Consider the following 23435-nt stretch of genomic DNA (forward strand, 5'->3'; position numbering starts at 1 on the left):
GAATTCTTCTCGGCACCTCCCGGGCTGCTGTGGAGCGGCCGCAAACGTGCCACCCTTGATGCGCAGCGGATGCCCCGCGTCACCCCCGCCGAAAAGAGTCCTACTGTTATGAATCCCACGCCCCGCACTCACGGATCACCCTCGACTCGCGCTGTCGCAGCCCGGGACTGGGAACACCGCGCCGGCGAGCTCGGCGATCGTCTGCCGACCGGGTTCGAGGTGTCCGTGGCCACCTCCGCCTTTCAGATCGAGGGGGCTGCGCGCGATGGTGGCCGCGGTGACAGTGTGTGGGACACCTTCAGTCAGGCGCCCGGGCGCATCCGCGACGGGTCGAACGCTTCCGTCTCGACCGACCACGTGAAGAACTACGCGGCGGATGCCGCCCTGCTGCGCGACCTCGGCGTTGATTCCTACCACTTCTCGCTCGGCTGGACCCGACTACAGTCGGAGGGTCGCGGGGCGCTGAACCGCAATGGACTCGCCTTCTACGATCGCTTGCTCGATGCTTTGCTGGCCGACGGCATCCGTTCGACCGCCACTCTCTCGCACTGGGATCTGCCCGCGGCCCTGCGCGGCGGCTGGCTGAACCGCGACACTGCCGGCCGCTTCGCCGACTACGCCCACGCCGTGGGGGAGGCGTTCGGCGACCGCATCGACGCCTGGGTCACTCTCGCCGAACCGGCCACGGTCACCGCGAATGGGTACGCGCTCGGCACGCACGCGCCCGGCCGCACCCTGCTGTTCGACGCGTTGCCCGCTGGACACCACCAACTGCTCGCGCATGGACTCGGCGTGCAGGCCCTGCGCGCCGCCGACGTGCGCGGCCGCATCGGCCTTGTCAACTCCCACACCCCGGTAGAGCCCGCCACTGACCGTGATCAGGACCGCTCCTACGCGGCACTCTACGACCTGCTGACGAACCGCCTGTTCGCCGACCCGGTGCTGCTCGGCCACTACCCCGACCCGCTCGAACCGTTCGCGCTCGAATTACGCACCCTGCTCGAGGCCGATCCCGACGATCTGCGCACAATCCACCAGCCGCTCGACTTCTACGGCGTGAGCTACACCGAGCCCGCCCGCGTCGCCGCCGACCCCGCCACTCTCACCGGCCCCGACGGCCAGCCGATCCCGATCACGTCCTGGCCGTTCCACCTCGAGCACTTTCGGGAACACCCCACCACCTCGACCGGGGCCGTCAACGCCCCCGAGTACGTCGCTGTGGCGCTCGCCGAACTGGCCGAACGCTACCCGGCCCTGCCGCCGGTATACCTGTCGCTGGCCGGCGGCGCATTCCTCGACCACGCGGATGCCCGCAATTCGGTGCACGATCCCGCCCGCATCGACTACCTCGCCGAACACCTCGTGGCCGCCCTCGATGCTGCTGGGTCAATCGATCTGCGCGGCGTCACCTTCTGGTCCCTGCTCGATGCCTTCGAGTGGAACGCCGGCTACACCCAGCCGACCGGCCTCGTGCACGTCGACTTCAGCGACGACCGCCGCACCCGCACCCCCAAGCAGAGCTATCGCTGGCTGCAGCACGCCCTGGCAAACCGCTAAGGCGTGCGCCGGCGTAGAGTCACCGACCCCAGCACGACGGCTCCCACAATCCACGCTCCAATGATGAGCAGCTCCCCGCCGACATAAGCGGCGTCCTGCGAGTCTGTCGCGACCGCCTGCAACGCGTCGATTGCGTGCGACAACGGCAGCCAATCACTGACCGCGCGCAGTACATCGGGCAGCTGTTCGCGCGGCAGAAAAATGCCACCGAGCAGAATCTGCGGAAACACCAGGGCCGGCATGAACTGCACGACCTGAAACTCCGTGCGGGCGAACGCGCTCGCGAGCAGCCCGAGCGTCGTGCCGAGCACGGCGTCGGCGACGGCGACGGCGAGTAACAGCCAGATCGATCCGCTGATCGTAAGCCCGCACAGCCACACCGCGAACCCCACAGCGACAGCCGATTGCGCCACCGCGAGCAGCCCGAACGCGAGCGTGTAACCGAGAATGAGATCACCCTTGCCGAGCGGCATCGACAGCAGGCGCTCGAGCGTGCCGGTGCGACGCTCACGCAGGGTCGTGATGCTCGTCACGAGAAACATCACGATGAACGGAAAGAGCGCGATCATGCCCGGCCCGATCGTGGAGAACGCGGGCGTGTCGGAGAAGATCCAGGCCAGCAGCCCGATCAAAAGGCTCGGCACCACGAGGAGCAGCACGATCGTGCGCGGGTCGTGCCGCACCTGGCTGAGCACCCGGCCGGCGGTCGCGAGAGTGCGTTGCGGGTTCACGAGGCGCTTCCGTTGGTCGCGTCCCTGACCGGATGCCGCGCAATCAGCGCCAGAAACGCCCCCTCGGTATCGCTGGCTCCGGTTGAAGCCAACAACCCGGCGGGGGTGTCATCGGCCAGAATCTCACCGTCCCGCATGAGCAGGAGGCGGTCGCAGCGGCTGGCTTCATCCATCACGTGGCTGGAGACGAGCAGGCTCGTTCCCGAGACGGCGAGCTGATGAAACAAGGTCCACAGCTCGACCCGCAACAGCGGGTCGAGGCCTACGGTCGGTTCGTCGAGCACGAGCAGGTCGGGGGAGCCGAGCAGAGCACCAGCCAGCGACACCCGGCTGCGCTGTCCGCCGGACAGCGACCCCACTACCTGACCAGCCTGACTCGTGAGGTCCGTAAGCGCCAGTACCCGATCGACGTCGCTGCGCGGGGCACCCAGCACGGCACGAAAATACTGTAGGTTCTGCCGCACGGTGAGGTCGTCGTACACGCTGGCATCCTGCGTCACATAACCCACCCGGTGGCGCAGCGATTCCGATCCGGCCTCCCGGCCGAGCACCATCACGGTGCCGGACTGCACCACCTGCACGCCGACGATCGTTCTCAGGAGCGTGGTTTTACCGCATCCGCTCGGACCGAGCAGCCCCACCACGACTCCGCGGGGAATGCTCACCGACAACCCGTGCAGGACGGGATGCTTGCCGCGCCGCACATGCAGATCGGTCGCGTCGACCGCGGGGGCGGACTTGTTCACCATGACCGAACTCTTCGCCGCGGTGCCCGCCTTGTCAAGTCGACAATGGGTGATTTTGCTGCCACGCGAACGCTCGTGCGCGGCGATCTAGGCGATCAAAACTGATCCCCAACTAGGGTGGAGGCTATGACACTTGCGCTGCCGATCCTTGTGTCTGCGGCAGTGTCGGCATCCGCTGAAGCGGAGAAGGTGTCGCTTCGCTACTACGAGGACATCGTGAGTCGCTATCACGGGCGACCCGCGTTGCGCCAGGAGATTCTGGCGGCCCAGGCTGGTTACCCGATCAATGACCTCGTTGCGCCGAACGGGTTGCTGTTGCTGGCCCGCCAGGGGAGCGCCGTGCTCGGCTGTGCCGGAATGCGGATTCGCCCCGGCGATATCGGTGAGGTGACCAGGGTCTTTGTCGAACCAGCTGCCCGCGGTCAGGGCGTGGGCCGGCTCCTCTTGCAGAATCTGGAAAGTGAATCGCGCGCGCTGGGGCTCACGGCACTGCGGTTGGACACGCGAAGCGACCTCATCGAGGCGCGCAGCCTCTATGCCTCGCTCGGTTTCATCGAGGGTGAAGCGCACAACACCGACCCGTACGCAAATCACTGGTTTCGCAAAGAATTGCGCTGAACTCATGACTCCCTCGCACAGCTTTCCGGAACCTGGTCTCGTGCCCGAGCTTCTGGTCACATCGCTCGAAAAGAGTTTGGAGTTCTGGTGCAGCCTCGGTGGTTTCGAGGTGCAGTACGACCGCTCCGACGACGGGTTTGCCTACATCGCGCGAGGCTCGGCCCATGTGATGATCGAGCAGCGGGGCGCGGGCCGCAACTGGCTTCCGGGGGCGCTGGAGCTTCCCTTCGGCCGTGGTATCAACTTCCAGATCTCCGTGGCATCGATCGATCCGCTGGTGCGTGCCTTGCGTGGGGCCAGCTGGCCGCTCTTCATGGAGCCAGAGACGAAATGGTACCGAACGGGCGATGTCGAGTCTGGCGTCGCTCAATTTCTCGTGCAGGACCCGGATGGATACCTGATCCGTTTCCAGGCCTCGGTGGGCCGACGCCCGTCATCCCGATAGTCTGCCGAGCGGTTCGGCCACAGCTGGGAGCGGGCACCCAGCCACCTGCACTAGCTTCGGTGCATGACCGAGCAGCAGCCCTACCACGTCGTCAAGAGTTACGACGATTTCGAATTGCGCCGATACCCAGCGCATCTGGTGGCCGAGGTTATCATCGAGGGCCCGTTCGAAGACGCTGGTAATCGGGCCTTCCGATATTTGTTCGCGTACATCACCGGAGCCAACCGATCACGCGAGAAAGTCGCCATGACGGCGCCGGTTGTGCAAACGGATGCCGCAGAAAAGATCGCGATGACCGCGCCAGTGCTACAGCAGGGCGTGGAAGATGGGTCTGGCGCCGCAGCCGGTGAACGATTCCGGGTCGCTTTCGTGCTCCCCGAAGGCCTGACGGCCGAAACGGCGCCGCAACCCACGGACCCCACCGTGCACCTGCGCACGGTACCTGCAAGCCTGGCCGGTGTACTCCGCTTCAGCGGGCGCTGGAGTCAGACTCGTTATGAACAACATCTTGACCAGTTGCGCGGGGCGCTCGCCGCCGCCGGGTTGAGCACTTTGGGGTCACCGAGATTCGCACGATTCGATCCGCCGATCAAGCCGTGGTTTCTGCGCCGCAACGAGGTACTGTTCGATCTCGAAGAGCCCGGCTGATCAGCGCTTGCCCTGCCGCCGCGGGATCCCTGTGCGCCTTGAGCTTGCTTGGAGTGTGATGAGAAGCGGGTGGGGGCCTTCGGGGTCGCAGTTAGTATGAAAAGGTACGCACGGGGGTCGTTCTGGTCCAGTTCATGTCTCCGTGTCAACGTACACATCGTGCCAATTTGCAAGGAGACGCTGCCATGGAATGGCTCATCCCGGTTTTGATCGTTGTCGTACTGGTCGCCATCGTGGGTATCTACCTGTGGTCGACCTACAACTCTCTCGTAACGCTCAACGTGCGCGTCGACGAAGCGTGGAGCGACATCACCGTGATGCTCAAGCGTCGTGCCGACCTGCTGCCCAACCTGATCGAAACGGTCAAGGGCTACGCAGCGCACGAGAAGAGCGTGTTTGAGAACGTGACCCGTGCTCGGGCTGAGACGCTGTCGGCGCAAGGCCCGGCCGACGCATCCGCTGCAGAAAACCACATGCAGACCGCGCTGAAGAGCATCTTCGCCGTGGCCGAGGCGTACCCGCAGTTGCAAGCCAGCCAGAACTACCTGCAATTGCAGGGCGCCATCGTCGACACGGAGGACAAGATCCAGGCCGCTCGCCGGTTCTACAACGGTGGCGTGCGCGAAATGAACACCAAGATCAAGGTATTCCCCAACCACCTGTTCGCCGTAAACCTCGGGTTCACCGAGCGTGAATTCTTCGAGGTGGCCGATTCCGCAGCGATCGCGGAGCCGCCCCGCGTGCAGTTCTAAGGGAGCGCGTCGATGTACAGCGCGATAGCTAAAAACAAACGCAACACTGTTTTTATTATGATCCTCTTCTTCGTGATCATCGCAGGGCTCGGCTGGCTGGCCAATGCTGTCTACGGCCGGGGCGGCTACGGCATTCTCATCGCCACGGTCGTCATCACCGCCCTGTACGTCATCATTCAGTACTACGCGGCGGGTCGCCAGGCCATCTCCATGAGCGGCGGCATCAGGGTCAACAGCCAGTCCGATCATCCCAGGCTGTGGCGTATCGTCGAGAACCTGTCGATCACGACCGGCACTCCGATGCCCGAGGTCTATATCATCAACGACCCGGCACCGAACGCGTTCGCCACCGGCCGCGACCCGAAACACGCGATCGTCGCCGCCACCACCGGACTACTCGACATCATGGACGATTCCGAGCTTGAGGGCGTCATGGCCCACGAGATCGGCCATGTGCGCAACTACGACATTCGAGTGTCGATGGTCGTGTTCGGACTCGTCGTGGCGATTGGGTTCATCTCCGATATGTTCCTGCGCATGGCGTTCTTCGGCCGCAACAACAACAGCAACGGCAACCCCGTCGTCATGGTGTTCGGCCTCGTCGCCATGATCGTAGCTCCGCTCATCGCCACTGTGGTGCAGCTCGCCATCTCCCGCCAGCGCGAATACCTGGCGGATGCGACGAGCGCGTTGACGACGCGACACCCGGACGCCCTCGCCTCGGCGCTGGCCAAACTTGGCCAGTACGGTCGCCCGATGCAGAAGCAGAACAGCTCGATGGCGCACCTCTGGATCTCCGACCCGCTGAAGAAGGGTGCCATGGGCAAGCTGTTCGCGACGCACCCACCGATCGAAGAGCGCATCGAGCGTCTCACGGCCATGGGCCGTAAGTTCTGACCCGGTTCGCAGCGGTCAACATCGCCGCGTGAGTACGTGCGGTCTGGCGCACGGCGCTAGCGGGGGATTTTCAGCCAGGTCATGCCACGCAGTTCGATGCAGAACCGGTCGGGTGCCTGCACGATGGTCATGAGCACGTCGTCGCAGTTCGCGCAGCGAACGATGAAAGTATCGGGTTCGCCGTAGACCATCGCACGCGCTAGAACCGAGATGTCCCCGCATCCGCCACAACGAGCGGATGCGGTGGTCGGGTCGAACGTGAACAGATCGGATAGTGGGCCCGCGAGGGCGTTCCCGTCGAGGTGCTCGCCCATTACGCGCCTCCGAACCGTTCGGTCTTGACGCGTTGCGGTTCGTGTCCGAGGGCGACGAGCGCGGTGGCGACGGTCTCGACGAATCCGGTCGGCCCGCATACGAACACCGTCGGTGAGACCGCGGCCGGAAAACCGTGCGCCTCCACGTCTGCGGCGGTGATACGTCCGGCGGGCCGAGACCATCCGCTCGGAGCGTGGCGGGTGAAAATCCAGGTCACCTCGAGGTGGGCAGACGGGGATTCGAGTTCCGCGCGGAAGAATGCGTCCAGCGGCGTGCGTACCGAGTAGAGGAGGCGAAACGGCGCCGTACTGCCGGCTGCCTCGTGCGAGCGGATCATCGCCATCAGAGGCACGATCCCCGAACCGCCGCCGATCAGTTGCACGCTCTCGGTCTGTTGCGGCGTCCAAACGAACCAGCCGCCCAGGGGGCCGCGCAGCTCGATCTCGTCGCCCTCGCGGAGCGTGTCGACCAGGTACGGCGAGACCTCACCGGTGGGCAGGCGGTCGACCGCGAGCTCGATCCGGTCACCAACACCGGCCGACGCGACAGAATACGACCGCACCGCGGTGTAACCGTTCGGGGCGGTCAGCCGCACGTCGGTGTGCTGACCGGCGATGTTTCCGCCCCAGCCCGGAACGTCCAGTACGATGCTGCGCCCGGACGCGGTCTCCCGTCGGGTCGAGGCCACGACGCCCACCTTCCAGTTCACCAATAGCGCTGTTCGAGCCAGGGATCGCCATACATGTTGTAGCCGTTCTGCTCCCAGAACCCGGGTTCATCAGTACTCTGCATCTCGAGGCCGCGAATCCACTTGGCGCTCTTCCAGAAATACAGGTGGGGGATGAGCAGTCTCGCCGGACCACCATGCTCCGGATCGAGGTTGACACCGTCGAACTCCAACGCAATCCAGGCCTTGCCGCCCAGCAGGTCGGCGAGCGGAACGTTTGTCGTGTAGCCGCCGTAGGAATGCGCCATCACGTACGCATCGGTCGTCTCGACGGTCGCGAACAGGGTATCGAGGGAGACGCCTCGCCAACTCGTCCCGAGCTTCGACCAGCGCGTGACGCAGTGGATGTCGGTATCGATATTTTCAATGGGCAACGCGTGCAATTCGTCCCAGCTCCACGTCTGCAGGGTGTCTGCGTCCGTGCGAATGCTGAACTGCCAGTCCGCGGTGGCGATGTGGGGGGTGGGCCCGGCCGATAGCACCGGGAAGTCCGCGGTGAGGTACTGCCCGGGCGGAAGCTCAGGGTTCGCTTCGCCACCGCGGCCGGTGAAGCCACGAGAAATGACTGCCACAGGATGCTCCTTCGATTGCTGACCAGAATAACAGAGAGGGCCCAGCGGTCGCCAGCTTCGCTGGCTGATCCGGGCTGGTCGACGGCACGGTATCGGGGGGCAGAAAACGAATCCGGCCAGGCACCACGTGGACGGAAGCGGACCTAGCCCAGTTCCGCAGCGAGCCCCGCCGCGAGGTTGCCGCGCTTCATCACGACGATGTCGTCGAGCCCCTGCCAGGCGGCAGCCTCCCGCAGCACGAGTGCGAGCCGAGCAGCGGCATCCGTTGGCGCCGTTGGTTCGGCCCAGGCTGACTGCACCCGCAGCACGCCGGCCTGCCGATCGTTTTTGAGATCGACCCGGCCGACGACCATGTCACCGAGCAGAATCGGCAAGGAGTAGTAGCCGAACACCCGCTTGAGCTCCGGCGTGTAGATCTCGATGCGGTAATGAAAATTGAACAGGCGCAGGGCGCGGGCCCGTTCCCAGACCACAGGGTCGAACGGTGACAATACCGTCTGGGCGTTTATGCTGCGTGGCAGCCGCGCGTCGCGGTGCAGCCAGGCAGCTCCCGGAGTGCCCCTCGTTTCCCAGCCGGCCACTTCGACCGGGATGAGGTCGCCGGCCTCTTCGAGATCCCGGATCGCCACCAGGGCCGGTGTCGTCTTCAGTCGAAAGTAATCGGCGAAGTCTTTCGCCGTGCCGATGCCGTGGGCCCGGGCAGCTCGGCTGACCAGCTCACGGTGGGCATCCGCACTCGAAATACCCTGCCCGAGCAGCTCGGGCGGGAAGACCTGTTCGGGCAGGGCGTAGACCCGTTCGAAGCGGATGCGTCCGGCGCTGACCACGTCACCCCAGCGGAACAGCGTCTCCAACCCGGTCTTCACTTCGGACCAGCCCCACCAGGGCCCCCTGCGTCTGTTGGCGTCGTGTTCGATCGCGCTCGCGGGCATCGGCCCGTTGGCGGCAAGCTCGGCCAGAAGCCAAGCGAGCATCGGACGGTTGGCGTGCGACCAATCGTCGGTGTTTTGGGCCGAGCGGTCGCGGAAGTGCTGCATCCGCCAGTGGAACAGCGGCCAGACCTCGATCGGCAGAAACGATGCCTCGTGCGCCCAATACTCTGTGAAACGGGCTTCGCGCCCGGTGGTCAAGCGGTCGAGCTGTGCCTTGTCGTAGGCGCCGAGCCGACTGAATGCTGGCATGTAGTGGCTGCGTTCGAAGACGTTCACCGAGTCGATCTGCAACAGTTCAATCCGGTTCACGAGGCCGGTGAGCTGACGGATGCCGATTGCCGTGCCGGTGCCCGAGCTGAACCCCTGCGCGGCCAGGGCGATGCGGCGCGCCAAAGCGGGGGAGATTGTCTCTGGCATTGCCCTGATCCTAGCGGTGACGGTGAAACGCCCCGCTTCTCTTCTGCCTCGCGCCACTGTTGCCGCAACCCCCGGGCCATCGAAGCGACCCCGGGAACGCATATGGGCTCCCGAGTGACGAGCGCTGACGGATGCCGACGGCCGGGTCGGACGGGAGCCGAACCCGTGCAAGACCTGTGTGGTATGCCGGGCCGTTCTAGACTGAGAGGGTGAGCGAATCCACGGGCAATCCAGGCACGCGTGCGCTGTTGCGGCTGCGTCGCCGAGGCGTGACGATTCGAGCGCGCGAGCGCGCCGGTCGGACCGGATCCGAGCTCGGTGCCGCGCCGGTCGAGGCGGTGGCGCCGACGCCTGCCCCCGGCGGTGTGGACGAGAATCTTCCGGCGGGCATCCGCTTGGCCGGAGCCTGGTCCTGGCGGCTGATTGTGATCGCCGCGGCCATCGCCATCTTGATTTTTCTGGTCATCCAGCTGCGCCTCATCGTCATTCCGCTGCTGGTCGCCGTCCTCGTGTCGGCCCTGCTGATTCCCTTCGTGGCCTTTCTGGTCCGGCATCGGTGGCCGAAGGGGCTCGCCGTCGCCGTCGCCATGGTGGGCACACTGGTGCTCGTCGCCGGGCTGGTCACGCTGGCCTCCACGCAGATTGCCGAGGGTACCGTCGGTTTGAGCGAGCGCCTCACCGCGAGTTTTGACAGTCTCAAATCGGTGCTCGCGGCATCTCCGCTGCAGTTGTCGGATACCGAGATCACCAACTATCTGCAGCAGGGCTGGACCGCGATCCAGAATGACAGCGCCGTGTTCATCAGCGGTGCCCTCTCGGTGGGAACCACCCTCGGACACCTACTCACCGGGCTGCTGCTCGCCCTGTTCAGCCTGCTGTTCATCCTCATCGACGGCAAAGCGATCTGGGCGTGGATCGTGCGGTTCTTCCCGCTGCGCGCCCGCGCCGCCGTCGACGGTGCCGGCATCGCCGGCTGGACCACGCTCGGCAACTTCGCTCGAGTGCAGATTCTGGTCGCCTCCATCGACGCGGTCGGCATTGGTGTCGGTGCAGCCCTGCTCGGGGTGCCGATGGCGATACCGATCGGCATTTTGGTGTTTCTGGGCTCGTTCGTTCCCATTATCGGTGCTGTGGCCACCGGTTCCGTTGCCGTTATCATCGCCCTGATCTTCAACAACTGGGCCGTTGCCCTTGCCATGCTTGGCGTCGTTCTGCTCGTGCAGCAGGTCGAAGGACACGTTCTCCAGCCGCTCATCATGGGAACAGCCGTCAAGGTGCATCCGCTGGCCGTCGTGCTCGTGGTCGCATCCGGAGCCCTGCTCGCCGGAATTCCCGGCGCCCTGTTCGCCGTGCCGGTGGCCGCCGTGTTGAACGCGATGATCACCTACATCGCTGGCGGCACCTGGCGCTCGAGTCCACCGGCGGTGATGCCGACGAGTGGTTCGGTGCTGTGGCAGACCGTGCCGCAAAGCCGACCGGGCTACCGCTCCGTCGCTGCGCTGGCCCGCACGGCACGGGTGGTACGGCCGCGGAGCATCCGTACCACCCGTGACGGATCCGCCCGCAGCACGCCCTCAGATTCCAGCGCCCCCGGCGTCCCGCACGACAATTCGGAGAACTAAGACATGCCAGAGACTATCCTTCTCGCACCCACCCTCGCTGAATTCGAGGCCGCGCGCGCGGTTGTCGCCGAGGTCGCGGATGTGACCCCGATGGAGAGCTCGCGGTACCTGGCCGACGTCTTGGGGGCACCGGTCTACCTCAAGTGCGAAAACCTGCAACGCACCGGCTCATACAAGATTCGTGGGGCCTACAATCGGCTGTCGAAGTTGACCGAGGAGGAGAAATCCCGCGGCGTCGTTGCGGCCTCGGCTGGCAACCACGCTCAGGGCGTGGCGTTCGCCGCGCGCGAGCTGGGCATCAAAGCGACCATCTTCATGCCGGTCGGGGTTGCGCTGCCCAAGCTGTCGGCGACGCGCGACTACGGTGCCGAGGTCATTCTGCGTGGCACGACCGTGACCGAACCGTTGCTGGCCGCAGCCGAATATGCCCGGGAGACCGGGGCGATCCTCATTCCGCCCTTTGACCACGTGGATGTCGTCACCGGGCAGGGCACGCTGGGTCTTGAAATTCTCGACCAGGTTCCCGAACTTGAAACGGTCATCGTGCCCATCGGCGGCGGTGGGCTCATCTCCGGTGTTGCCAGTGCGCTCAAGCAGCGCGCAGCCCGCGACGGCCGCCGCATCAGAGTCATCGGGGTACAGGCAGAGAACGCGGCCGCCTATCCGCCCTCCCTCGAAGCGGGGGAGGCCGTGATGATCAGTATTCTGCCGACCATCGCCGATGGCATCGCGGTCGCCAAGCCGGGGCTGCTGAACTTTGAGATCGTGCGCGACGCCGTCGACGAGATCGTCACCGTCACTGAAGACGACACCGCCCGCGCGTTGCTCGTGTTGCTGGAACGCGCCAAACTCGTGGTCGAACCGGCCGGCGCCGTGGCCGTCGCCGCCATCCTGGCTGGCAAAATCACCCCAACCGGGCCGACAGTGGCCATCCTCTCGGGCGGCAACATCGACCCGCTGCTCATGCAGCGCGTGATCAGCCACGGCCTTGCGGCGTCGGGACGGTACCTCACCCTGCGCATCATGCTGCCGGACCGCCCTGGCCAGTTGGCCCGCATCTCCGAACTGCTCGCCGAGGCGACCGCGAACGTCATCGAGGTGCTGCACACCCGGCACGGCGCCGGCCTGCGGATCAGCGAGGTCGAACTCGACGTCAGCGTCGAGACTCGGGGGCCGGAGCACCGTCAGCATGTCGTCGACACCCTGCGGGCCGCCGGCTACGACCCCCAGATCGACTAGCCGCCGACGGACAGGGCCGATGCCGTCGGGGTCAGGCTCCGGTGAAGGTTTCCACGTTGGAGACGTGCACGCTTATTTCCTTGCCGTTGGGCGTGGTGTAGCTCGTCTTCGCGCCGACCCTGAGTCCGATGATCGCCGCACCGAGCGGGCTCTGCTCGCTGAACACGTCGAGGTCGCTGTTGGCGCCGATCTCGCGGCTGCCGATAAGAAAGCGACTCTCGTCACCGGCGATCGTGGCGGTGATGACGGTGCCGGGAACGACGATGCCGTTGCTTTCGGGAGCGTGGCCGACTTCGGCAGTGCGCAGCAGCACGGTGAGGGTGCGGATGCGCGCCTCCATCTTGCCTTGCTCCTCTTTCGCCGCGTGATAGCCGGCGTTCTCCTTGAGGTCGCCTTCTTCGCGCGCGGATTCGATCTTCTTCGCGATGTCGCCCCGGCCGAAATTACTCAGTGTCGCCAATTCCGCTGCGAGGCGGTCATGGGCCTCCTGAGTTAGCCAGGTGACCGTTGTGTCGGTTGTCACGAGTGATCTCCTTTTATAACGCCCGAGCGCAGAAAGACCCGTTGAGGCCGCGCGGATATCGTCGACGCCCCGACGATTGCCGAGACGAATACGTCAGTTTAGGTCAGCCAGCACTGGTAAATCAAACCGGTGTTGCTGAGGTCGGTGGTGCGCAGAATCTCTGTGAACGACCGGTTGTAGAGCGTGGATGGCGGCAGATCGATGATCTTCCAGCCGACGACGGAATAGCTCTCGTTGAGGGCCTGCACCGCGCAACTCGCCGTGCGGTTCACCGGGAGGGACACCTCGAACGTGACGCTCACGCTGTGTTCATCGATGATCGTGTGACCGATATCGCGAGCCTCGATCTGAGTGGATGCTCCGTCCAGCCCGGTCCACAGTACCCACGCTCCCAGCACCAACACGAAAATACCGCCCAGCCCCCACAGCATTCGCCGGTCGCGCCGTTTTCGGGTGGGCGTGCGCCCGTACCTCGATTGGATGGAGACACTTTCGCGCGTTGCCGGCACAGCCGCGACTTCAGATTCGTCGAGGCGGTAGGGCTCACGGCTCGGTTGAACTCCGGTGGGCGTGCTGTTGAGGGGCACTGGCGATTTCACACTTTCGACGGAGCGATTAGGCTAGTAACTAGGTTATCTGGCCTAAGGTTATCCGGCATTCCTGAGGAGTATGGTGACGCTGCGACTGATGGCCGTGCATGCCCATCCCGACGACGAATCGAGCAAGGGCGCGGCAACGTACGCCTACTACCGCAGCCTCGGGGCTGAGGTGCTCATCGTGAGTTGCACCGGTGGCGAGCGCGGCAGTATTCTCAATCCCGCTGTCGTCGGCCACGCAATGGCCGAACGCGATATTTCGGGCCTGCGGCGCCTCGAGATGCAGGCCGCACAACAGGCCCTGGGAGTGCAACACCGCTGGCTCGGATTCGAAGATTCCGGCATGGACGACGACAACACGGTGCCGCCGAACTCCTTCGCTGATATTCCGCTGGAATATTCAGCCGAACCGCTCGTCACCATGGTGCGCCAGTTTCGTCCGCAGGTTTTGATCACCTACGACGAAAACGGCGGCTACCCGCACCCCGACCACATCCGCTGCCACGAAGTCTCTCTGGAAGCTTTCCGCGCGGCCGCGGACCCGGATCGGTACCCGAACTCCGGTGTTCCGTGGCAGATCGACAAGCTCTACTACGACCGGATCTTCAATCTGGAGCGCATCGACGCGATGTACCTCGCCCTCAGCGTGGCAGAGCCGGATTCTCCGCTTCTCGAACCCCTCGAGGCGGCGCGGGAGCGCATGGAGAACTATCCTCAGCTCGCTACCACCCATGTTCCGGCCGGCGCATTTCTCGAGGTGCGCGATGCGGCCCTGCGCTCGCACGCGAGCCAGGTTGCTCCCGACAGCAGCTTCTTTTTCTGGCCCAATGATCTGGTGCGCGAGGCTTGGCCGTATGAAGATTTCCAACTCGTTGAATCGAAAGTAGACACCGCTATGCCCGAATCCGATCTCTTTGCCGGAATCCAGGACGACGAATGACGGCGCTCATTAGCGACGCGTTGATCACCGTCGTGCTGGCCGCGACGCCGGACCCCAACTTCGACCCGAACACCGTCACGCCGGGTGTCGTCGGCTTCGTGGCTATCTTCTTTGTGGCGGCGGCGACCGTGCTGCTGTGCCTCGACGTGGTTCGTCGCATCCGTCGCACCACCTACCGAGCCGAAATCAAAGCGCGGCTCGACGCCGAACTAGCGGAGCGGGACAACGACCCGAACGCACCCCGCACGCCGGGTGACAAGCCCGAATAAGCGCGCTCTCCGTTACGGGTAGAGCGGATGCGTGGCGATCAGCAGAATCGCCGCGAAATGACACAGGAACGCCACAACCGTGAGGGTGTGGAAGATCTCGTGAAAGCCAAACACGCCTGGAATCGGGTTGGGCTTCTTCAGCCCGTAGACCACCGCACCGACCGTGTAGCAGAGCCCGCCAACCAGAATCAGTGTCATCATGGCGGCGTTGGCTTGGAAAAAGTCCACGATAAACAAAAGCGCGCCGTAGCCGAGGAGCAGGTAGAGCGGCACATAGAGCCAGCGTGGGGCGTGAATCCAGAAGACGCGAAAGAGAATCCCGAGCCCGGCTCCGCCCCAGACCAGCCAGAGCAGCAGCGTGGATTTATCCGGTGGCAGAGCGAGCACGGTGATCGGCGTGTATGACCCGGCGATCAGCAAGAAGATGTTGGCGTGATCGATGCGCTTGAGAATGATGCGGGTGCGCGGCTGCCAGTTGAAGCGGTGGTACAGCGCCGAATTACCAAACAACAGCATCGAGCTGAGCACGAACACCGCCGAGCTGATCTTGGCAGCCGGCCCTTCGGCGAGCACGAGCAGCACGAGGCCGGCCGCGATCGTCACGGGAAAAGTGCCGGCGTGGATCCAGCCGCGCCAGGTCGGCTTGACGTCCTCCGGATGGGCGTCTGCCGCCTCGATCAGTGGCAAATTGGGACTGGAATGCTCGGCGGCCATGCTGCAAGGATACGACAGGGCGCACCCAGTCTGCCCCGAACGCTCGTCGGAGTGGACTAGCGTAATTGTGTGCAGAAACCCCAAGTCCCCTTAGCGCGCGGCCTCCTTTACAGGCTGTATCAGCGCCGCCTGAGGCGCGGACTCACACCGGCGCACCTGCCCCGGCACGTTGCCATGATCATCGATGGCAACCGGCGCTGGGCCCGGCAGCTGGGGTTTCAGACCGCGGCCCACGGTCACCGCGCCGGCGCCGCCAAGATGCGAGAATTTTTGGAATGGTGTGACGATCTCGGAATTTCGGTGGTCACCCTCTACCTGCTTTCCTCCGACAACCTCACCCAACGCCCGAGTGATGAACTCGCCGATCTGATCGAGATCATCGCCGATCTTGCCGAAGAATTGTCGCACTATCGTGACTGGCGGGTGCAGCAAGTGGGGTCGAAGGCCGGCCTGCCCCTGCCGCTCGTGGCAGCGCTCGATGCAGCGGATGCCCGCACCAGCGCCCATACGGGACTGCACATCAATCTCGCCGTCGGCTACGGCGGGCGCACCGAGATCACCGACGCGATGCGCAGCATTGTCGCTACCCACCACGCGCACGGCGGTTCGCTGGAGGACCTCGCAGAGACCCTCACGCCCGAACTGATCGGCCAGCACCTGTACACCGGCGGCCAGCCAGACCCCGACCTGGTTATTCGCACCTCGGGCGAGCAGCGGCTGAGCGACTTCATGTTGTGGCAGAGCGCGCACAGTGAGTTCTACTTTGTCGAAGCCCTCGGGCCTGACCTGCGACAGATCGATTTTCTGCGCGCCCTGCGTGACTTTTCCCGCCGGCAGCGTCGCTACGGAAGCTAGACCCGTTCGTGGAGTGAGACTGGGTGGGGTGGCAGGGGGAGTTTGTGTTTGACAACCGATTGGACCCGCGCATGAATTCACTCCAGACCTTTGCCGACGGCTTTCGTGACGAGCCCGGCTATCTCGACTTCGGCCGGGTAGGCCCGCTCTCCGCGGCCGTCATGGCCGAGAGCCTCGGTCAGACCGAGGTGCTTTCCCGCGCCCGGCACGGCAGCCTCGACCATTTGGACGAACAAGATCTGCGAGCCCGCACCGCGGTATCCGAACTCACCGGATTCGCGGCCGATCAGATTGTGCTCCAGCCCAACACCAGTTCGGGCCTCATGCAGGCCATGTTCGGTTTGACCGGTTCCGTGCTGCTGTCCGCTGGAGACTTTCCGAGCGTGCCATTCGCGGCGGTGCGGGCCGCTGAGGCCCTGCACGCGGTCACCCCGCTCTGGTTGGAGACCGTGCGAGGCCGCGTCACCCCCGGCGAGATCCGTGACCAGCTCACCCCGGCCGTCGCTGCCGTCGCCGTCTGCCTGGTCGATTCCCGCACCGGGTACCGCACCGACCTCGACGGTATCCGTCAGGTCATCGGCGATCGCCTGCTCATCGTCGACGCCATCCAGGGATTCGGCGTCGTCGATGCCGCCTATGAGGCAGCGGATGTCGTCGCCTCCGGTGGTCAGAAATGGACAAGGGCCGGCTGGGGCACTGGTTTTCTCGCCCTGAGCGAGCGTGCACTGGAACGCCTCGTGCCGGTGTGCTCCGGCTATGTCGGCACTGACACCGACGACCCGTGGGACGAGGTCACCGCGCCCAGCCACGGCGCCCGCGCCTTTCGGGTCACCAATGGCGACTCCATAGCCCAGGCCCGGTTCGCCGCAGCCCTGGAGCAGACCGCTGATGTCGGCGTCGACGTCATTCAGGCCGCCATGAATGACAACGTCTCCCGCATCATCGAACTCGTCGACGAATTCGTCATCGAGATCGTCTCACCCCGCGATGCCAGGGAGCGGGCCGGAATCGTTGTGCTCGAGCCGCCGGCGGAACTGCTGACCACCCTCGTGGCGAGCCTGCATAACCACGGTCTCACCGCGACGACGCGCGGCGGAACGGTGCGGCTCTGCGTCCACGCTGTTCTCGACCCCGACACGGTGACCATGCTGAGGGCTGCCCTCACCGCCTACACGCTGGCCGCGACCTACTAGACCCGGCGATGCGTCCGGCTGCGCCTTCGGCTCGGAACCCGGAGCCGGCGTCAACGTAAGGTGAACGTCAGATTTTGGTGGGCGTGTCGGGTTTCTTTTTGTTCCCGTACGTCGTAGCGTCACAGTCATCAGGTACGACACCTGATCGAGACGGCCATATAAGTACGGCTCGAGAATCGCTTCATGGCCAGCTCGCCGATGTGATCCGCGTCCTCGTGACGCAGGGTGGGAGTGGCTGTGACCGCTAAACGAACCGACGCCAGCGCGACTGACCGGGTGGAGACATCCACTTCGCAAACCGAGCGCACCTTCGTGTTGGACACCTCGGTGCTTCTGTCAGATCCGAAGGCAATCTTTCGCTTTGCCGAGCATGCCGTCGTGTTGCCCGTGGTGGTGATCAGCGAACTGGAGTCCAAGCGCAACGACCCGGAGATCGGATATTTCGCCCGGCAGGCGCTGCGCAATCTTGACGAGCTGCGGCTCAAGCATGAGCGCCTCGACTTTCCGATTCCGGTCGGCGAGGGCGGTAGTCTGCGTGTGGAGCTCAACCACTCCAACATGTCGGTGCTGCCATCGGGCCTGCAACTGGGCGACAACGACTCGCGCATCCTCGCCGTTGCTCTCAATCTGGCCAACGATGGCATGACCGTGACCGTCGTCTCCAAGGATCTGCCGCTGCGGGTGAAGGCCGCATCGCTCGGCCTCGCTGCCGATGAATACCGGCACGAGCTCGCCGTTGATTCCGGCTGGACGGGCATGGACGAGATTACCCTCAGCGCTGAGCAGATGAGCGTGCTCTATGACAAAGAAACGCTGGACTCCCGCACGGTGCAGGACATGCCGATCAACACGGGCCTCGTCATTCACTCCGACCGCGGGTCGGCCCTCGGCCGGGTGACCAGCCGTGGAACGCTCAAGCTCGTGCGCGGGGACCGTGACGTCTTTGGACTGCACGGTCGCTCGGCCGAGCAACGCCTGGCCATTGACCTGCTCCTCGACCCTGAGATCGGTATTCTCTCGCTCGGCGGGCGGGCTGGAACCGGTAAGTCGGCGCTGGCCCTCTGCGCGGGCCTGGAAGCCGTGCTGGAACGCCAGCAGTATCGCAAGATCATGGTCTTCCGTCCGCTCTACGCGGTCGGCGGCCAGGACCTCGGCTTCCTGCCCGGTGACCAGGGCGAGAAAATGGGGCCGTGGGCGCAGGCGGTGTTCGACACGCTCGGCGCGATCGTGTCGGAAAATGTGGTCGAGGAGGTGATGGAGCGCGGCATCCTCGAAGTGCTTCCGCTCACTCACATTCGCGGCCGGTCCCTGCATGACGCCTTCGTGATCGTCGACGAGGCGCAGTCGCTGGAACGCAACGTGCTGCTGACCGTGCTGAGTCGCATCGGTCAGAACTCGCGCGTGGTGCTCACCCACGATGTCGCCCAGCGCGATAATCTGCGGGTCGGCCGCTTCGACGGCGTCGCCAGCGTGATCGAAACGTTGAAGGGGCATCCGCTGTTCGCGCACATGACACTGACCCGTTCGGAGCGCAGCGCGATCGCAGCGCTCGTGACGGAGATGTTGGAGGGGAACGAGGTTATGTAGCTGAGCTGTCGAGCGGATGCTGGTGGGTCGCCCCGGCGACAGGTCACCTGCTCCTCAGCTCAAACATCGACGATGCCCAGGGTAGCTCCGAGAAAAACACTCGGAGCTACCCTGATAATCGCCGACACTCGACACCCCGCAGATAACCTGCCGCCGCAGCTGGATCGCGACCATCGCGCATCCGGTTATTGGCGCCTTTGTCGTGGAGCCGAATGGGTGGTGGTGTTGACTATTTCTTCTGCGGGGGACGCGTCATGCTCAGCACGTCGAGGGCCGTGTCGAGTTCGGCGAGCGTGAGGTCGCCGCGTTCGACGTGGCCGAGCGCGATGACGGATTCACGCACGGTGAGGCCCTCGGCGACGGCCTTCTTGGCAACCTTGGCGGCGGCTTCGTAGCCGATGACGCGATTGAGCGGGGTGACGATCGATGGCGACTTCTCAGCCAGCGCACGAGCGTGCTCGAGGTTGGCGACGAGGCCGTCGACGGTCTTGTCGGCGAGTACGCGGGTCGCGTTGGACAGCAGGCGGATCGACTCGAGCAGGGCGGTTCCCATGACCGGGATACTGACGTTGAGCTCGAACGAGCCCGAGGCACCCGACCAGGCGATGGTGGCATCGTTGCCGATGACGCGCGAGCAAACCATGAGCACGGCCTCCGGAATGACCGGGTTGACCTTGCCGGGCATGATCGACGAGCCGGGCTGCAGGTCGGGGATGCTGATCTCGCCGAGCCCGGTGTTGGGGCCGGAGCCCATCCAGCGCAGGTCGTTGCAGATCTTGGTCAGCGAGACGGCGATGGTGCGCAGTGATCCGGAGGCGTCGACGAGGCCGTCGCGGTTGGCCTGGGCTTCGAAGTGGTCGCGCGCTTCGGTGATCGGCAGTTCGGTCTCGGTAACGAGAAGTTCGATGACGAGCTGCGGAAAGCCAGACGGGGTGTTGATGCCGGTACCGACCGCGGTGCCGCCGAGCGGAACCTCGGCGATGCGGGGAAGCGCCGTGCGAATGCGCTCGATGCCCAGGCGCATCTGCCGGGCGTAGCCGCCGAACTCCTGTCCGAGGGTGACCGGGGTGGCATCCATCAAGTGGGTGCGGCCGGCCTTGACGGCCTCTTTCCACAGTTCCGCCTTGGCCTCAAACGAGACGGCGAGGTGGTCGAGCGAGGGGATGAGCTCGTCGATCAGGGCGCTTGTGACGGCGATGTGCACCGACGTGGGGAACACATCATTCGAGGACTGGCTCGCGTTGACGTGGTCGTTCGGGTGCACCGGGCGGCCGAGGGCGCGGGTCGCGAGGGTCGCGAGAACCTCGTTCATGTTCATGTTCGAGGAGGTGCCGCTGCCGGTCTGGTAGACATCGATCGGAAACTCGCTGTCGTACTGGCCGGTGATGACCTCGTCGGCGGCCGCGGCGATCGCATCGGCGATGTCCGCATCGAGCACGCCGAGCTGGGCGTTGGCGAGGGCTGCCGACTTCTTGATGCGGGCCAGGGCCGCGATCTGCGCGGACTCGAGGGTGGAGCCTGAGATCGGGAAGTTCTCCACGGCTCGCTGCGTCTGGGCACCGTACAATGCGTCCGTCGGTACCCGGACCTCACCCATCGTGTCGTGTTCGATCCGGTAGCCGGCGTTTGCGGAGGTGTCCACCACTATGTGCATCCCTTTCGGTGCTGTAGGAGAGTCGTGCTGTGCGCAACGGCTGCGCGATCATTCCTGGCGGGTCTAAATGACGCCCACCACGATATTGGGGTCGGCGTGCCCTTCGCGAAGAACGTAGTTCGCGCCGACGATAGCCAATGTACCTTCTGCGACGGCCGAGCTGATCACCTCGGACCGTTTGAGCATCTCGGTGACCGTGTCTTTGAGATGTTCCCGGCCGACGTGGCCGGCATCGACCAGCGCTGGGTCCACGAAAGCGGATACCGCCGGCCCGCTCACTCGACGCACCGCCGGAACGATCTTCTCGATAAGGTGCGTGATGTGGGTTGGCAGGGCCGGGGCATCCTCTGCTTGAGAGTCGATGGCGGCGCGCACCGCGCCGCACTCGTCGTGGGCGAGCACGAGGATCAGCGGCACGTGCAGCACGGCGACGGCATATTCGAGCGAGCCGAGCACGGATTCCGAGATGACCTGTCCAGCGTTGCGCACGACGAACAGATCACCCAGGCCCTGGTCGAAGATGATCTCGGCTGCGAGGCGGGAGTCGCTGCAACCGAACAGGGCGGCGTGCGGAGTCTGCTGGCCGACGAGCTCGGCCCGCCGATCGACGTCCTGGCGGTGGCGCGGGGTGCCGGCGACGAAGCGTCCGTTGCCCTCACGCATTTCTTCCCAGGCCTCGGCTGGAGACGGGATCGCCGTCGATGCCCGGTTCATTCGGCGGCGTTCTGGGCCACGTTGGCGGCCAGCGCTGTAGCGAGGATTTCGAAGTCGCCGGTGGGTGCCGTACCGATGAGCACGTAGGTGCTCGCGCCGGCGGTCGTCACGAGGGCATAGTCGAAATTGCCCCGATCGGCGGCCGCCGCGCTGTTGCGGTACACGTCCCAGGTCACGCCGGCGATGCTGACGGTGTCAACGACGGGCACATCGGGCAGTTTCTGGGCGAGCCAGGTGGGGTTGGCGTCGAAGGCCTGGTTGAAGCCGATGTACTGATTGCCGGGCGTGAGCAACCCGATGTACCAGGACGGTACCTGACCGTTGCTGCCGGCCCGCCACTCGGCGTCGTTGGCGCTCCAGCCGCCCGGCAGCTCGGGGCTAGCAAGGGTGTGATCAACGACCGGCTGCACCTGGGCGGCGATGCTCGCATAGTCGACGTCGCGAATGACCGGATTGTCGTTGCGCGGCACCAGAAGTACGAGCACGAGCACGGCGCCCACCGTCACGAGCAGCGAGAGCACGAGATTGTTGACGGTCTTGTGCGACCGGTACTTGCGCGAATTCTCGGCGAGCCGGTCGGCGGTCTCCTGGGGAGTCTCCGGCCGGCCCAGTTCAGCGACGACGCGCGGCGGCTTCGGGGCGCGGCTCATCTGCTGGGCGTGCCGTCGGTGTCTGTGTCGACGGTGGTTGTGTCGGCGGCGGGCGCCGTGGCAGCCAGGCGGGCGGCATCGAGTCGGGCCTTGGCGCCGATCAGCCATTCTTCGCAGCGGCGAGCGAGGGCTTCGCCTCGTTCCCACAGCGCGAGCGACTGCTCCAGGGTGCTCGAACCCTGCTCGAGCTCGTTCACGACGCGAATAAGGTCATCGCGGGCCTGTTCGTAGCTGAGATCATTGATGGCGGGGGCAGGCGAGGTCATGACATCCATTCTAATTATCTCGACACGGTGGCGAGCACGGCGGCGTTCGCGGTGGCGGGTACCGTGCCGCTGGCCAAGGTGAGCAGGAGCTCGGTACCGGCCGGGGAATCTCCGACGCGGCGCAGCACGCGGCCGTCGGGCAGCTGGGCGATCGCATAACCGCGGTCAAGGGTGCCCTGGGGGGACAGGGCGCGCAGCTGAGAGCGCAACTCCAGCACGGCGGCCTCGGCGCGCTCAAGAATGCGCCCGGTCAGTTCGGCACCGCGCGCAACGTAGCGGGTGAGGTCTTCGCTGCGAGAATCGATGATCCAGCGCGGGTCGACGAGCACCGGGCGGCTGCGCAACTGCGAGATTCGATCGATTTCCGACGAGAGGATGCCGGTGAGCCGGCTGCTGAGACGCGCCCTGGCCTGCTGCACCCGGTTCAGTTCGTCGCTGACGTCGGGAACGACGCGCTTGGCGGCATCCGTCGGGGTGGACGCGCGCAGGTCGGCCACCTCGTCGAGCAGCGGACGGTCGGCCTCGTGCCCGATCGCGCTGACCAGCGGCGTCACACAGGCTGCTGCCGTGCGCACGAGGCTTTCATCGCTGAAGGTGAGCAGGTTTTGAAAATCGCCGCCGCCGCGGGCGACGATGATCACGTCGACCTCGGGATCAGCGTCGAGACGCGCGATGGCACTGGTGACCTCGCCGACGGCGCGATCACCCTGCACGGCGGCGTGAGCGACCCGAAAGTTGACGGCCGGCCAGCGCAGCTGGGCGTTACGAATGACGTCTTTCTCGGCGTCGGAATCTTTTCCGGTCACCAGGCCGATGCAGTGCGGCAGAAACGGCAGGCGCTTCTTGCGGGAGGCGTCGAACAGACCCTCGCTCGCGAGTTGCTTGCGCAGCCGTTCGAGCCGTTCCAGCAGGTCGCCGAGCCCGACGTGGCGCATTTCGAAGGCCTGCATGGTGAGCGTGCCGCCCTTGACCCAGAAGTTGGGCTTGACCAGCGCGACGACGCGGTCACCCGCCTTGAAGTCGGCGGTGAGTTTGGCGCGCACCGACGACCAGATCGTGAAACTCACCGTGGCATCTTCGGAGAGGTCCTTGAGCTTGCCGTAGACGTTGCCGCCGCTGGCCCCCCACTGGGTGATCTCACCTTCCACCCAGACCATGCCGAGACGTTCGATATAGCCGCGAATCTTGCCCGAGAGCAGGGCGACCGGCCACGGTGTCTCGACGGTGGCGGGGGCATCCGTCATGCCGTGGTCCTT

General features: G+C 65.1%; 27 protein-coding genes. 13 read left to right on the forward strand and 14 right to left on the reverse strand.

Features of this window, described 5'->3' with window-relative positions:
• Positions 1–108 precede the first annotated feature (108 nt).
• Positions 109–1557: a glycoside hydrolase family 1 protein gene (locus E3T50_RS05105; RefSeq protein ID WP_134550872.1), complete on the forward strand. Its 1449-nt coding sequence runs from the start codon at positions 109–111 to the stop codon at positions 1555–1557.
• Here E3T50_RS05105 and E3T50_RS05110 read toward each other — a convergent pair.
• Both E3T50_RS05110 and E3T50_RS05115 read right to left on the reverse strand, forming a co-directional pair.
• Positions 1554–2288: an ABC transporter permease gene (locus E3T50_RS05110; protein ID WP_134550873.1), complete on the reverse strand. Its 735-nt coding sequence runs from the start codon at positions 2286–2288 to the stop codon at positions 1554–1556. The genes E3T50_RS05105 and E3T50_RS05110 overlap by 4 nt on opposite strands.
• Complete coding sequence (locus E3T50_RS05115; RefSeq protein WP_134550874.1) at positions 2285–3037, reverse strand: ABC transporter ATP-binding protein; 753 nt, start codon at positions 3035–3037, stop codon at positions 2285–2287. The genes E3T50_RS05110 and E3T50_RS05115 overlap by 4 nt, the downstream gene beginning before the upstream one ends.
• Positions 3038–3160: 123 nt before the next feature.
• On the opposite strand from E3T50_RS05115, the gene E3T50_RS05120 reads away from it, so the two are divergent.
• The 5 genes from E3T50_RS05120 (at position 3161) to E3T50_RS05140 (ending at position 6394) form a co-directional block, all read left to right on the forward strand.
• Positions 3161–3652: a GNAT family N-acetyltransferase gene (locus tag E3T50_RS05120; protein WP_134550875.1), complete on the forward strand. Its 492-nt coding sequence runs from the start codon at positions 3161–3163 to the stop codon at positions 3650–3652.
• A 40-nt stretch (positions 3653–3692) separates the two neighbouring features.
• Entirely contained in the window at positions 3693–4097 is a 405-nt protein-coding gene (locus E3T50_RS05125; RefSeq protein WP_198417952.1) for a bleomycin resistance protein, read from the forward strand.
• Positions 4098–4160: 63 nt separating this feature from the next.
• On the forward strand, positions 4161–4745 hold the full coding sequence (locus E3T50_RS05130; protein WP_134550877.1) for an SOUL family heme-binding protein: 585 nt from the start codon (positions 4161–4163) through the stop codon (positions 4743–4745).
• A gap of 185 nt (positions 4746–4930) precedes the next feature.
• Positions 4931–5497, forward strand: a complete 567-nt coding sequence (locus E3T50_RS05135; protein WP_134464202.1) for a LemA family protein — start codon at positions 4931–4933, stop codon at positions 5495–5497.
• Between the two features lie 12 nt (positions 5498–5509).
• Positions 5510–6394 (forward strand): M48 family metalloprotease, encoded by an 885-nt coding sequence (locus E3T50_RS05140; RefSeq protein WP_134550878.1) that lies wholly within the window; start codon positions 5510–5512, stop codon positions 6392–6394.
• Positions 6395–6450: 56 nt separating this feature from the next.
• On the opposite strand, the gene E3T50_RS05145 is transcribed toward E3T50_RS05140, so the two are convergent.
• The 4 genes from E3T50_RS05145 to E3T50_RS05160 all read right to left on the reverse strand — a co-directional run bounded on the left by E3T50_RS05145 (position 6451) and on the right by E3T50_RS05160 (position 9357).
• A complete protein-coding gene (locus E3T50_RS05145) occupies positions 6451–6708 on the reverse strand; it encodes a DUF6510 family protein (protein ID WP_134550879.1) in 258 nt (85 codons plus the stop codon).
• Positions 6708–7397 carry a ferredoxin reductase gene (locus tag E3T50_RS05150; RefSeq protein ID WP_241978517.1) on the reverse strand — a complete coding sequence of 230 codons (690 nt, stop codon included), beginning with the start codon at positions 7395–7397 and terminating at the stop codon, positions 6708–6710. Before E3T50_RS05150 ends, E3T50_RS05145 begins: the two co-directional genes overlap by 1 nt.
• 17 nt (positions 7398–7414) lie before the next feature.
• Positions 7415–8008: a sulfite oxidase-like oxidoreductase gene (locus tag E3T50_RS05155; protein WP_134550880.1), complete on the reverse strand. Its 594-nt coding sequence runs from the start codon at positions 8006–8008 to the stop codon at positions 7415–7417.
• Positions 8009–8151: 143 nt separating this feature from the next.
• Positions 8152–9357 (reverse strand): winged helix-turn-helix domain-containing protein, encoded by a 1206-nt coding sequence (locus E3T50_RS05160; RefSeq protein WP_134550881.1) that lies wholly within the window; start codon positions 9355–9357, stop codon positions 8152–8154.
• 209 nt (positions 9358–9566) lie between these two features.
• On the opposite strand from E3T50_RS05160, the gene E3T50_RS05165 reads away from it, so the two are divergent.
• Together E3T50_RS05165 and ilvA are read left to right on the forward strand one after the other, a co-directional pair.
• The gene (locus E3T50_RS05165; RefSeq protein WP_241990770.1) at positions 9567–10979 is read left to right on the forward strand and encodes an AI-2E family transporter; all 1413 of its coding nucleotides are present in this window, start codon (positions 9567–9569) and stop codon (positions 10977–10979) included.
• 3 nt (positions 10980–10982) lie between these two features.
• Positions 10983–12218 (forward strand): threonine ammonia-lyase, encoded by a 1236-nt coding sequence (gene ilvA / locus E3T50_RS05170; protein ID WP_134550882.1) that lies wholly within the window; start codon positions 10983–10985, stop codon positions 12216–12218.
• A gap of 31 nt (positions 12219–12249) precedes the next feature.
• Here ilvA and greA read toward each other — a convergent pair whose 3' ends face one another.
• Both greA and E3T50_RS05180 read right to left on the reverse strand, forming a co-directional pair.
• Positions 12250–12741: a transcription elongation factor GreA gene (gene greA / locus E3T50_RS05175; protein WP_134464188.1), complete on the reverse strand. Its 492-nt coding sequence runs from the start codon at positions 12739–12741 to the stop codon at positions 12250–12252.
• A gap of 98 nt (positions 12742–12839) precedes the next feature.
• Positions 12840–13172 carry a DUF4307 domain-containing protein gene (locus tag E3T50_RS05180; RefSeq protein WP_134550883.1) on the reverse strand — a complete coding sequence of 111 codons (333 nt, stop codon included), beginning with the start codon at positions 13170–13172 and terminating at the stop codon, positions 12840–12842.
• A gap of 238 nt (positions 13173–13410) precedes the next feature.
• On the opposite strand from E3T50_RS05180, the gene mca reads away from it, so the two are divergent.
• Together mca and E3T50_RS05190 are read left to right on the forward strand one after the other, a co-directional pair.
• Complete coding sequence (gene mca / locus E3T50_RS05185; RefSeq protein WP_241990771.1) at positions 13411–14277, forward strand: mycothiol conjugate amidase Mca; 867 nt, start codon at positions 13411–13413, stop codon at positions 14275–14277.
• Positions 14274–14546 carry a hypothetical protein gene (locus E3T50_RS05190; RefSeq protein WP_134550884.1) on the forward strand — a complete coding sequence of 91 codons (273 nt, stop codon included), beginning with the start codon at positions 14274–14276 and terminating at the stop codon, positions 14544–14546. Before mca ends, E3T50_RS05190 begins: the two co-directional genes overlap by 4 nt.
• A 12-nt stretch (positions 14547–14558) precedes the next feature.
• Here E3T50_RS05190 and trhA read toward each other — a convergent pair whose 3' ends face one another.
• Positions 14559–15260, reverse strand: coding sequence for a PAQR family membrane homeostasis protein TrhA (gene trhA / locus E3T50_RS05195; protein ID WP_134464182.1), 702 nt, complete (start codon positions 15258–15260; stop codon positions 14559–14561).
• A gap of 69 nt (positions 15261–15329) precedes the next feature.
• Here trhA and E3T50_RS05200 point away from each other — a divergent pair, with 69 nt between their 5' ends.
• The 3 genes from E3T50_RS05200 (at position 15330) to E3T50_RS05210 (ending at position 18895) form a co-directional block, all read left to right on the forward strand.
• Positions 15330–16115 (forward strand): isoprenyl transferase, encoded by a 786-nt coding sequence (locus E3T50_RS05200; protein WP_134464180.1) that lies wholly within the window; start codon positions 15330–15332, stop codon positions 16113–16115.
• Positions 16116–16186: 71 nt separating this feature from the next.
• Positions 16187–17308, forward strand: coding sequence for an aminotransferase class V-fold PLP-dependent enzyme (locus E3T50_RS05205; protein WP_134550885.1), 1122 nt, complete (start codon positions 16187–16189; stop codon positions 17306–17308).
• 237 nt (positions 17309–17545) lie between these two features.
• Positions 17546–18895 carry a PhoH family protein gene (locus E3T50_RS05210; protein WP_420898714.1) on the forward strand — a complete coding sequence of 450 codons (1350 nt, stop codon included), beginning with the start codon at positions 17546–17548 and terminating at the stop codon, positions 18893–18895.
• A 229-nt stretch (positions 18896–19124) separates the two neighbouring features.
• Here E3T50_RS05210 and E3T50_RS05215 read toward each other — a convergent pair whose 3' ends face one another.
• The 5 genes from E3T50_RS05215 to xseA form a co-directional block, all read right to left on the reverse strand.
• Positions 19125–20540, reverse strand: coding sequence for a class II fumarate hydratase (locus E3T50_RS05215; protein WP_255454264.1), 1416 nt, complete (start codon positions 20538–20540; stop codon positions 19125–19127).
• A 72-nt stretch (positions 20541–20612) separates the two neighbouring features.
• Entirely contained in the window at positions 20613–21263 is a 651-nt protein-coding gene (locus E3T50_RS05220) for a carbonic anhydrase (RefSeq protein WP_277612659.1), read from the reverse strand.
• Positions 21260–21913 carry a DUF4245 domain-containing protein gene (locus E3T50_RS05225; RefSeq protein WP_166783965.1) on the reverse strand — a complete coding sequence of 218 codons (654 nt, stop codon included), beginning with the start codon at positions 21911–21913 and terminating at the stop codon, positions 21260–21262. The genes E3T50_RS05220 and E3T50_RS05225 overlap by 4 nt, the downstream gene beginning before the upstream one ends.
• The gene (locus tag E3T50_RS05230; protein ID WP_134550888.1) at positions 21910–22188 is read right to left on the reverse strand and encodes an exodeoxyribonuclease VII small subunit; all 279 of its coding nucleotides are present in this window, start codon (positions 22186–22188) and stop codon (positions 21910–21912) included. Before E3T50_RS05230 ends, E3T50_RS05225 begins: the two co-directional genes overlap by 4 nt.
• Positions 22189–22193: 5 nt before the next feature.
• Positions 22194–23423, reverse strand: a complete 1230-nt coding sequence (gene xseA / locus E3T50_RS05235) for an exodeoxyribonuclease VII large subunit (protein ID WP_134550889.1) — start codon at positions 23421–23423, stop codon at positions 22194–22196.
• Positions 23424–23435 lie beyond the last annotated feature (12 nt).

Source organism: Cryobacterium gelidum (assembly GCF_004403985.1).
In the GTDB taxonomy this organism is placed as follows: Bacteria; Actinomycetota; Actinomycetes; order Actinomycetales; family Microbacteriaceae; genus Cryobacterium; species Cryobacterium gelidum.

Coding starts and splice junctions, on each gene's coding strand:
- E3T50_RS05105 (WP_134550872.1), top strand. CDS start 109: ATGAATCCCACGCCCCGCACTCACGGATCACCCTCGACTCGCGCTGTC.
- E3T50_RS05115 (WP_134550874.1), bottom strand. CDS start 3,037: ATGGTGAACAAGTCCGCCCCCGCGGTCGACGCGACCGATCTGCATGTG.
- E3T50_RS05120 (WP_134550875.1), top strand. CDS start 3,161: ATGACACTTGCGCTGCCGATCCTTGTGTCTGCGGCAGTGTCGGCATCC.
- E3T50_RS05130 (WP_134550877.1), top strand. CDS start 4,161: ATGACCGAGCAGCAGCCCTACCACGTCGTCAAGAGTTACGACGATTTC.
- E3T50_RS05135 (WP_134464202.1), top strand. CDS start 4,931: ATGGAATGGCTCATCCCGGTTTTGATCGTTGTCGTACTGGTCGCCATC.
- E3T50_RS05140 (WP_134550878.1), top strand. CDS start 5,510: ATGTACAGCGCGATAGCTAAAAACAAACGCAACACTGTTTTTATTATG.
- E3T50_RS05145 (WP_134550879.1), bottom strand. CDS start 6,708: ATGGGCGAGCACCTCGACGGGAACGCCCTCGCGGGCCCACTATCCGAT.
- E3T50_RS05160 (WP_134550881.1), bottom strand. CDS start 9,357: ATGCCAGAGACAATCTCCCCCGCTTTGGCGCGCCGCATCGCCCTGGCC.
- ilvA (WP_134550882.1), top strand. CDS start 10,983: ATGCCAGAGACTATCCTTCTCGCACCCACCCTCGCTGAATTCGAGGCC.
- E3T50_RS05180 (WP_134550883.1), bottom strand. CDS start 13,172: ATGCTGTGGGGGCTGGGCGGTATTTTCGTGTTGGTGCTGGGAGCGTGG.
- mca (WP_241990771.1), top strand. CDS start 13,411: ATGGTGACGCTGCGACTGATGGCCGTGCATGCCCATCCCGACGACGAA.
- E3T50_RS05190 (WP_134550884.1), top strand. CDS start 14,274: ATGACGGCGCTCATTAGCGACGCGTTGATCACCGTCGTGCTGGCCGCG.
- trhA (WP_134464182.1), bottom strand. CDS start 15,260: ATGGCCGCCGAGCATTCCAGTCCCAATTTGCCACTGATCGAGGCGGCA.
- E3T50_RS05205 (WP_134550885.1), top strand. CDS start 16,187: ATGAATTCACTCCAGACCTTTGCCGACGGCTTTCGTGACGAGCCCGGC.
- E3T50_RS05220 (WP_277612659.1), bottom strand. CDS start 21,263: ATGAACCGGGCATCGACGGCGATCCCGTCTCCAGCCGAGGCCTGGGAA.
- E3T50_RS05225 (WP_166783965.1), bottom strand. CDS start 21,913: ATGAGCCGCGCCCCGAAGCCGCCGCGCGTCGTCGCTGAACTGGGCCGG.
- E3T50_RS05230 (WP_134550888.1), bottom strand. CDS start 22,188: ATGGATGTCATGACCTCGCCTGCCCCCGCCATCAATGATCTCAGCTAC.
- xseA (WP_134550889.1), bottom strand. CDS start 23,423: ATGACGGATGCCCCCGCCACCGTCGAGACACCGTGGCCGGTCGCCCTG.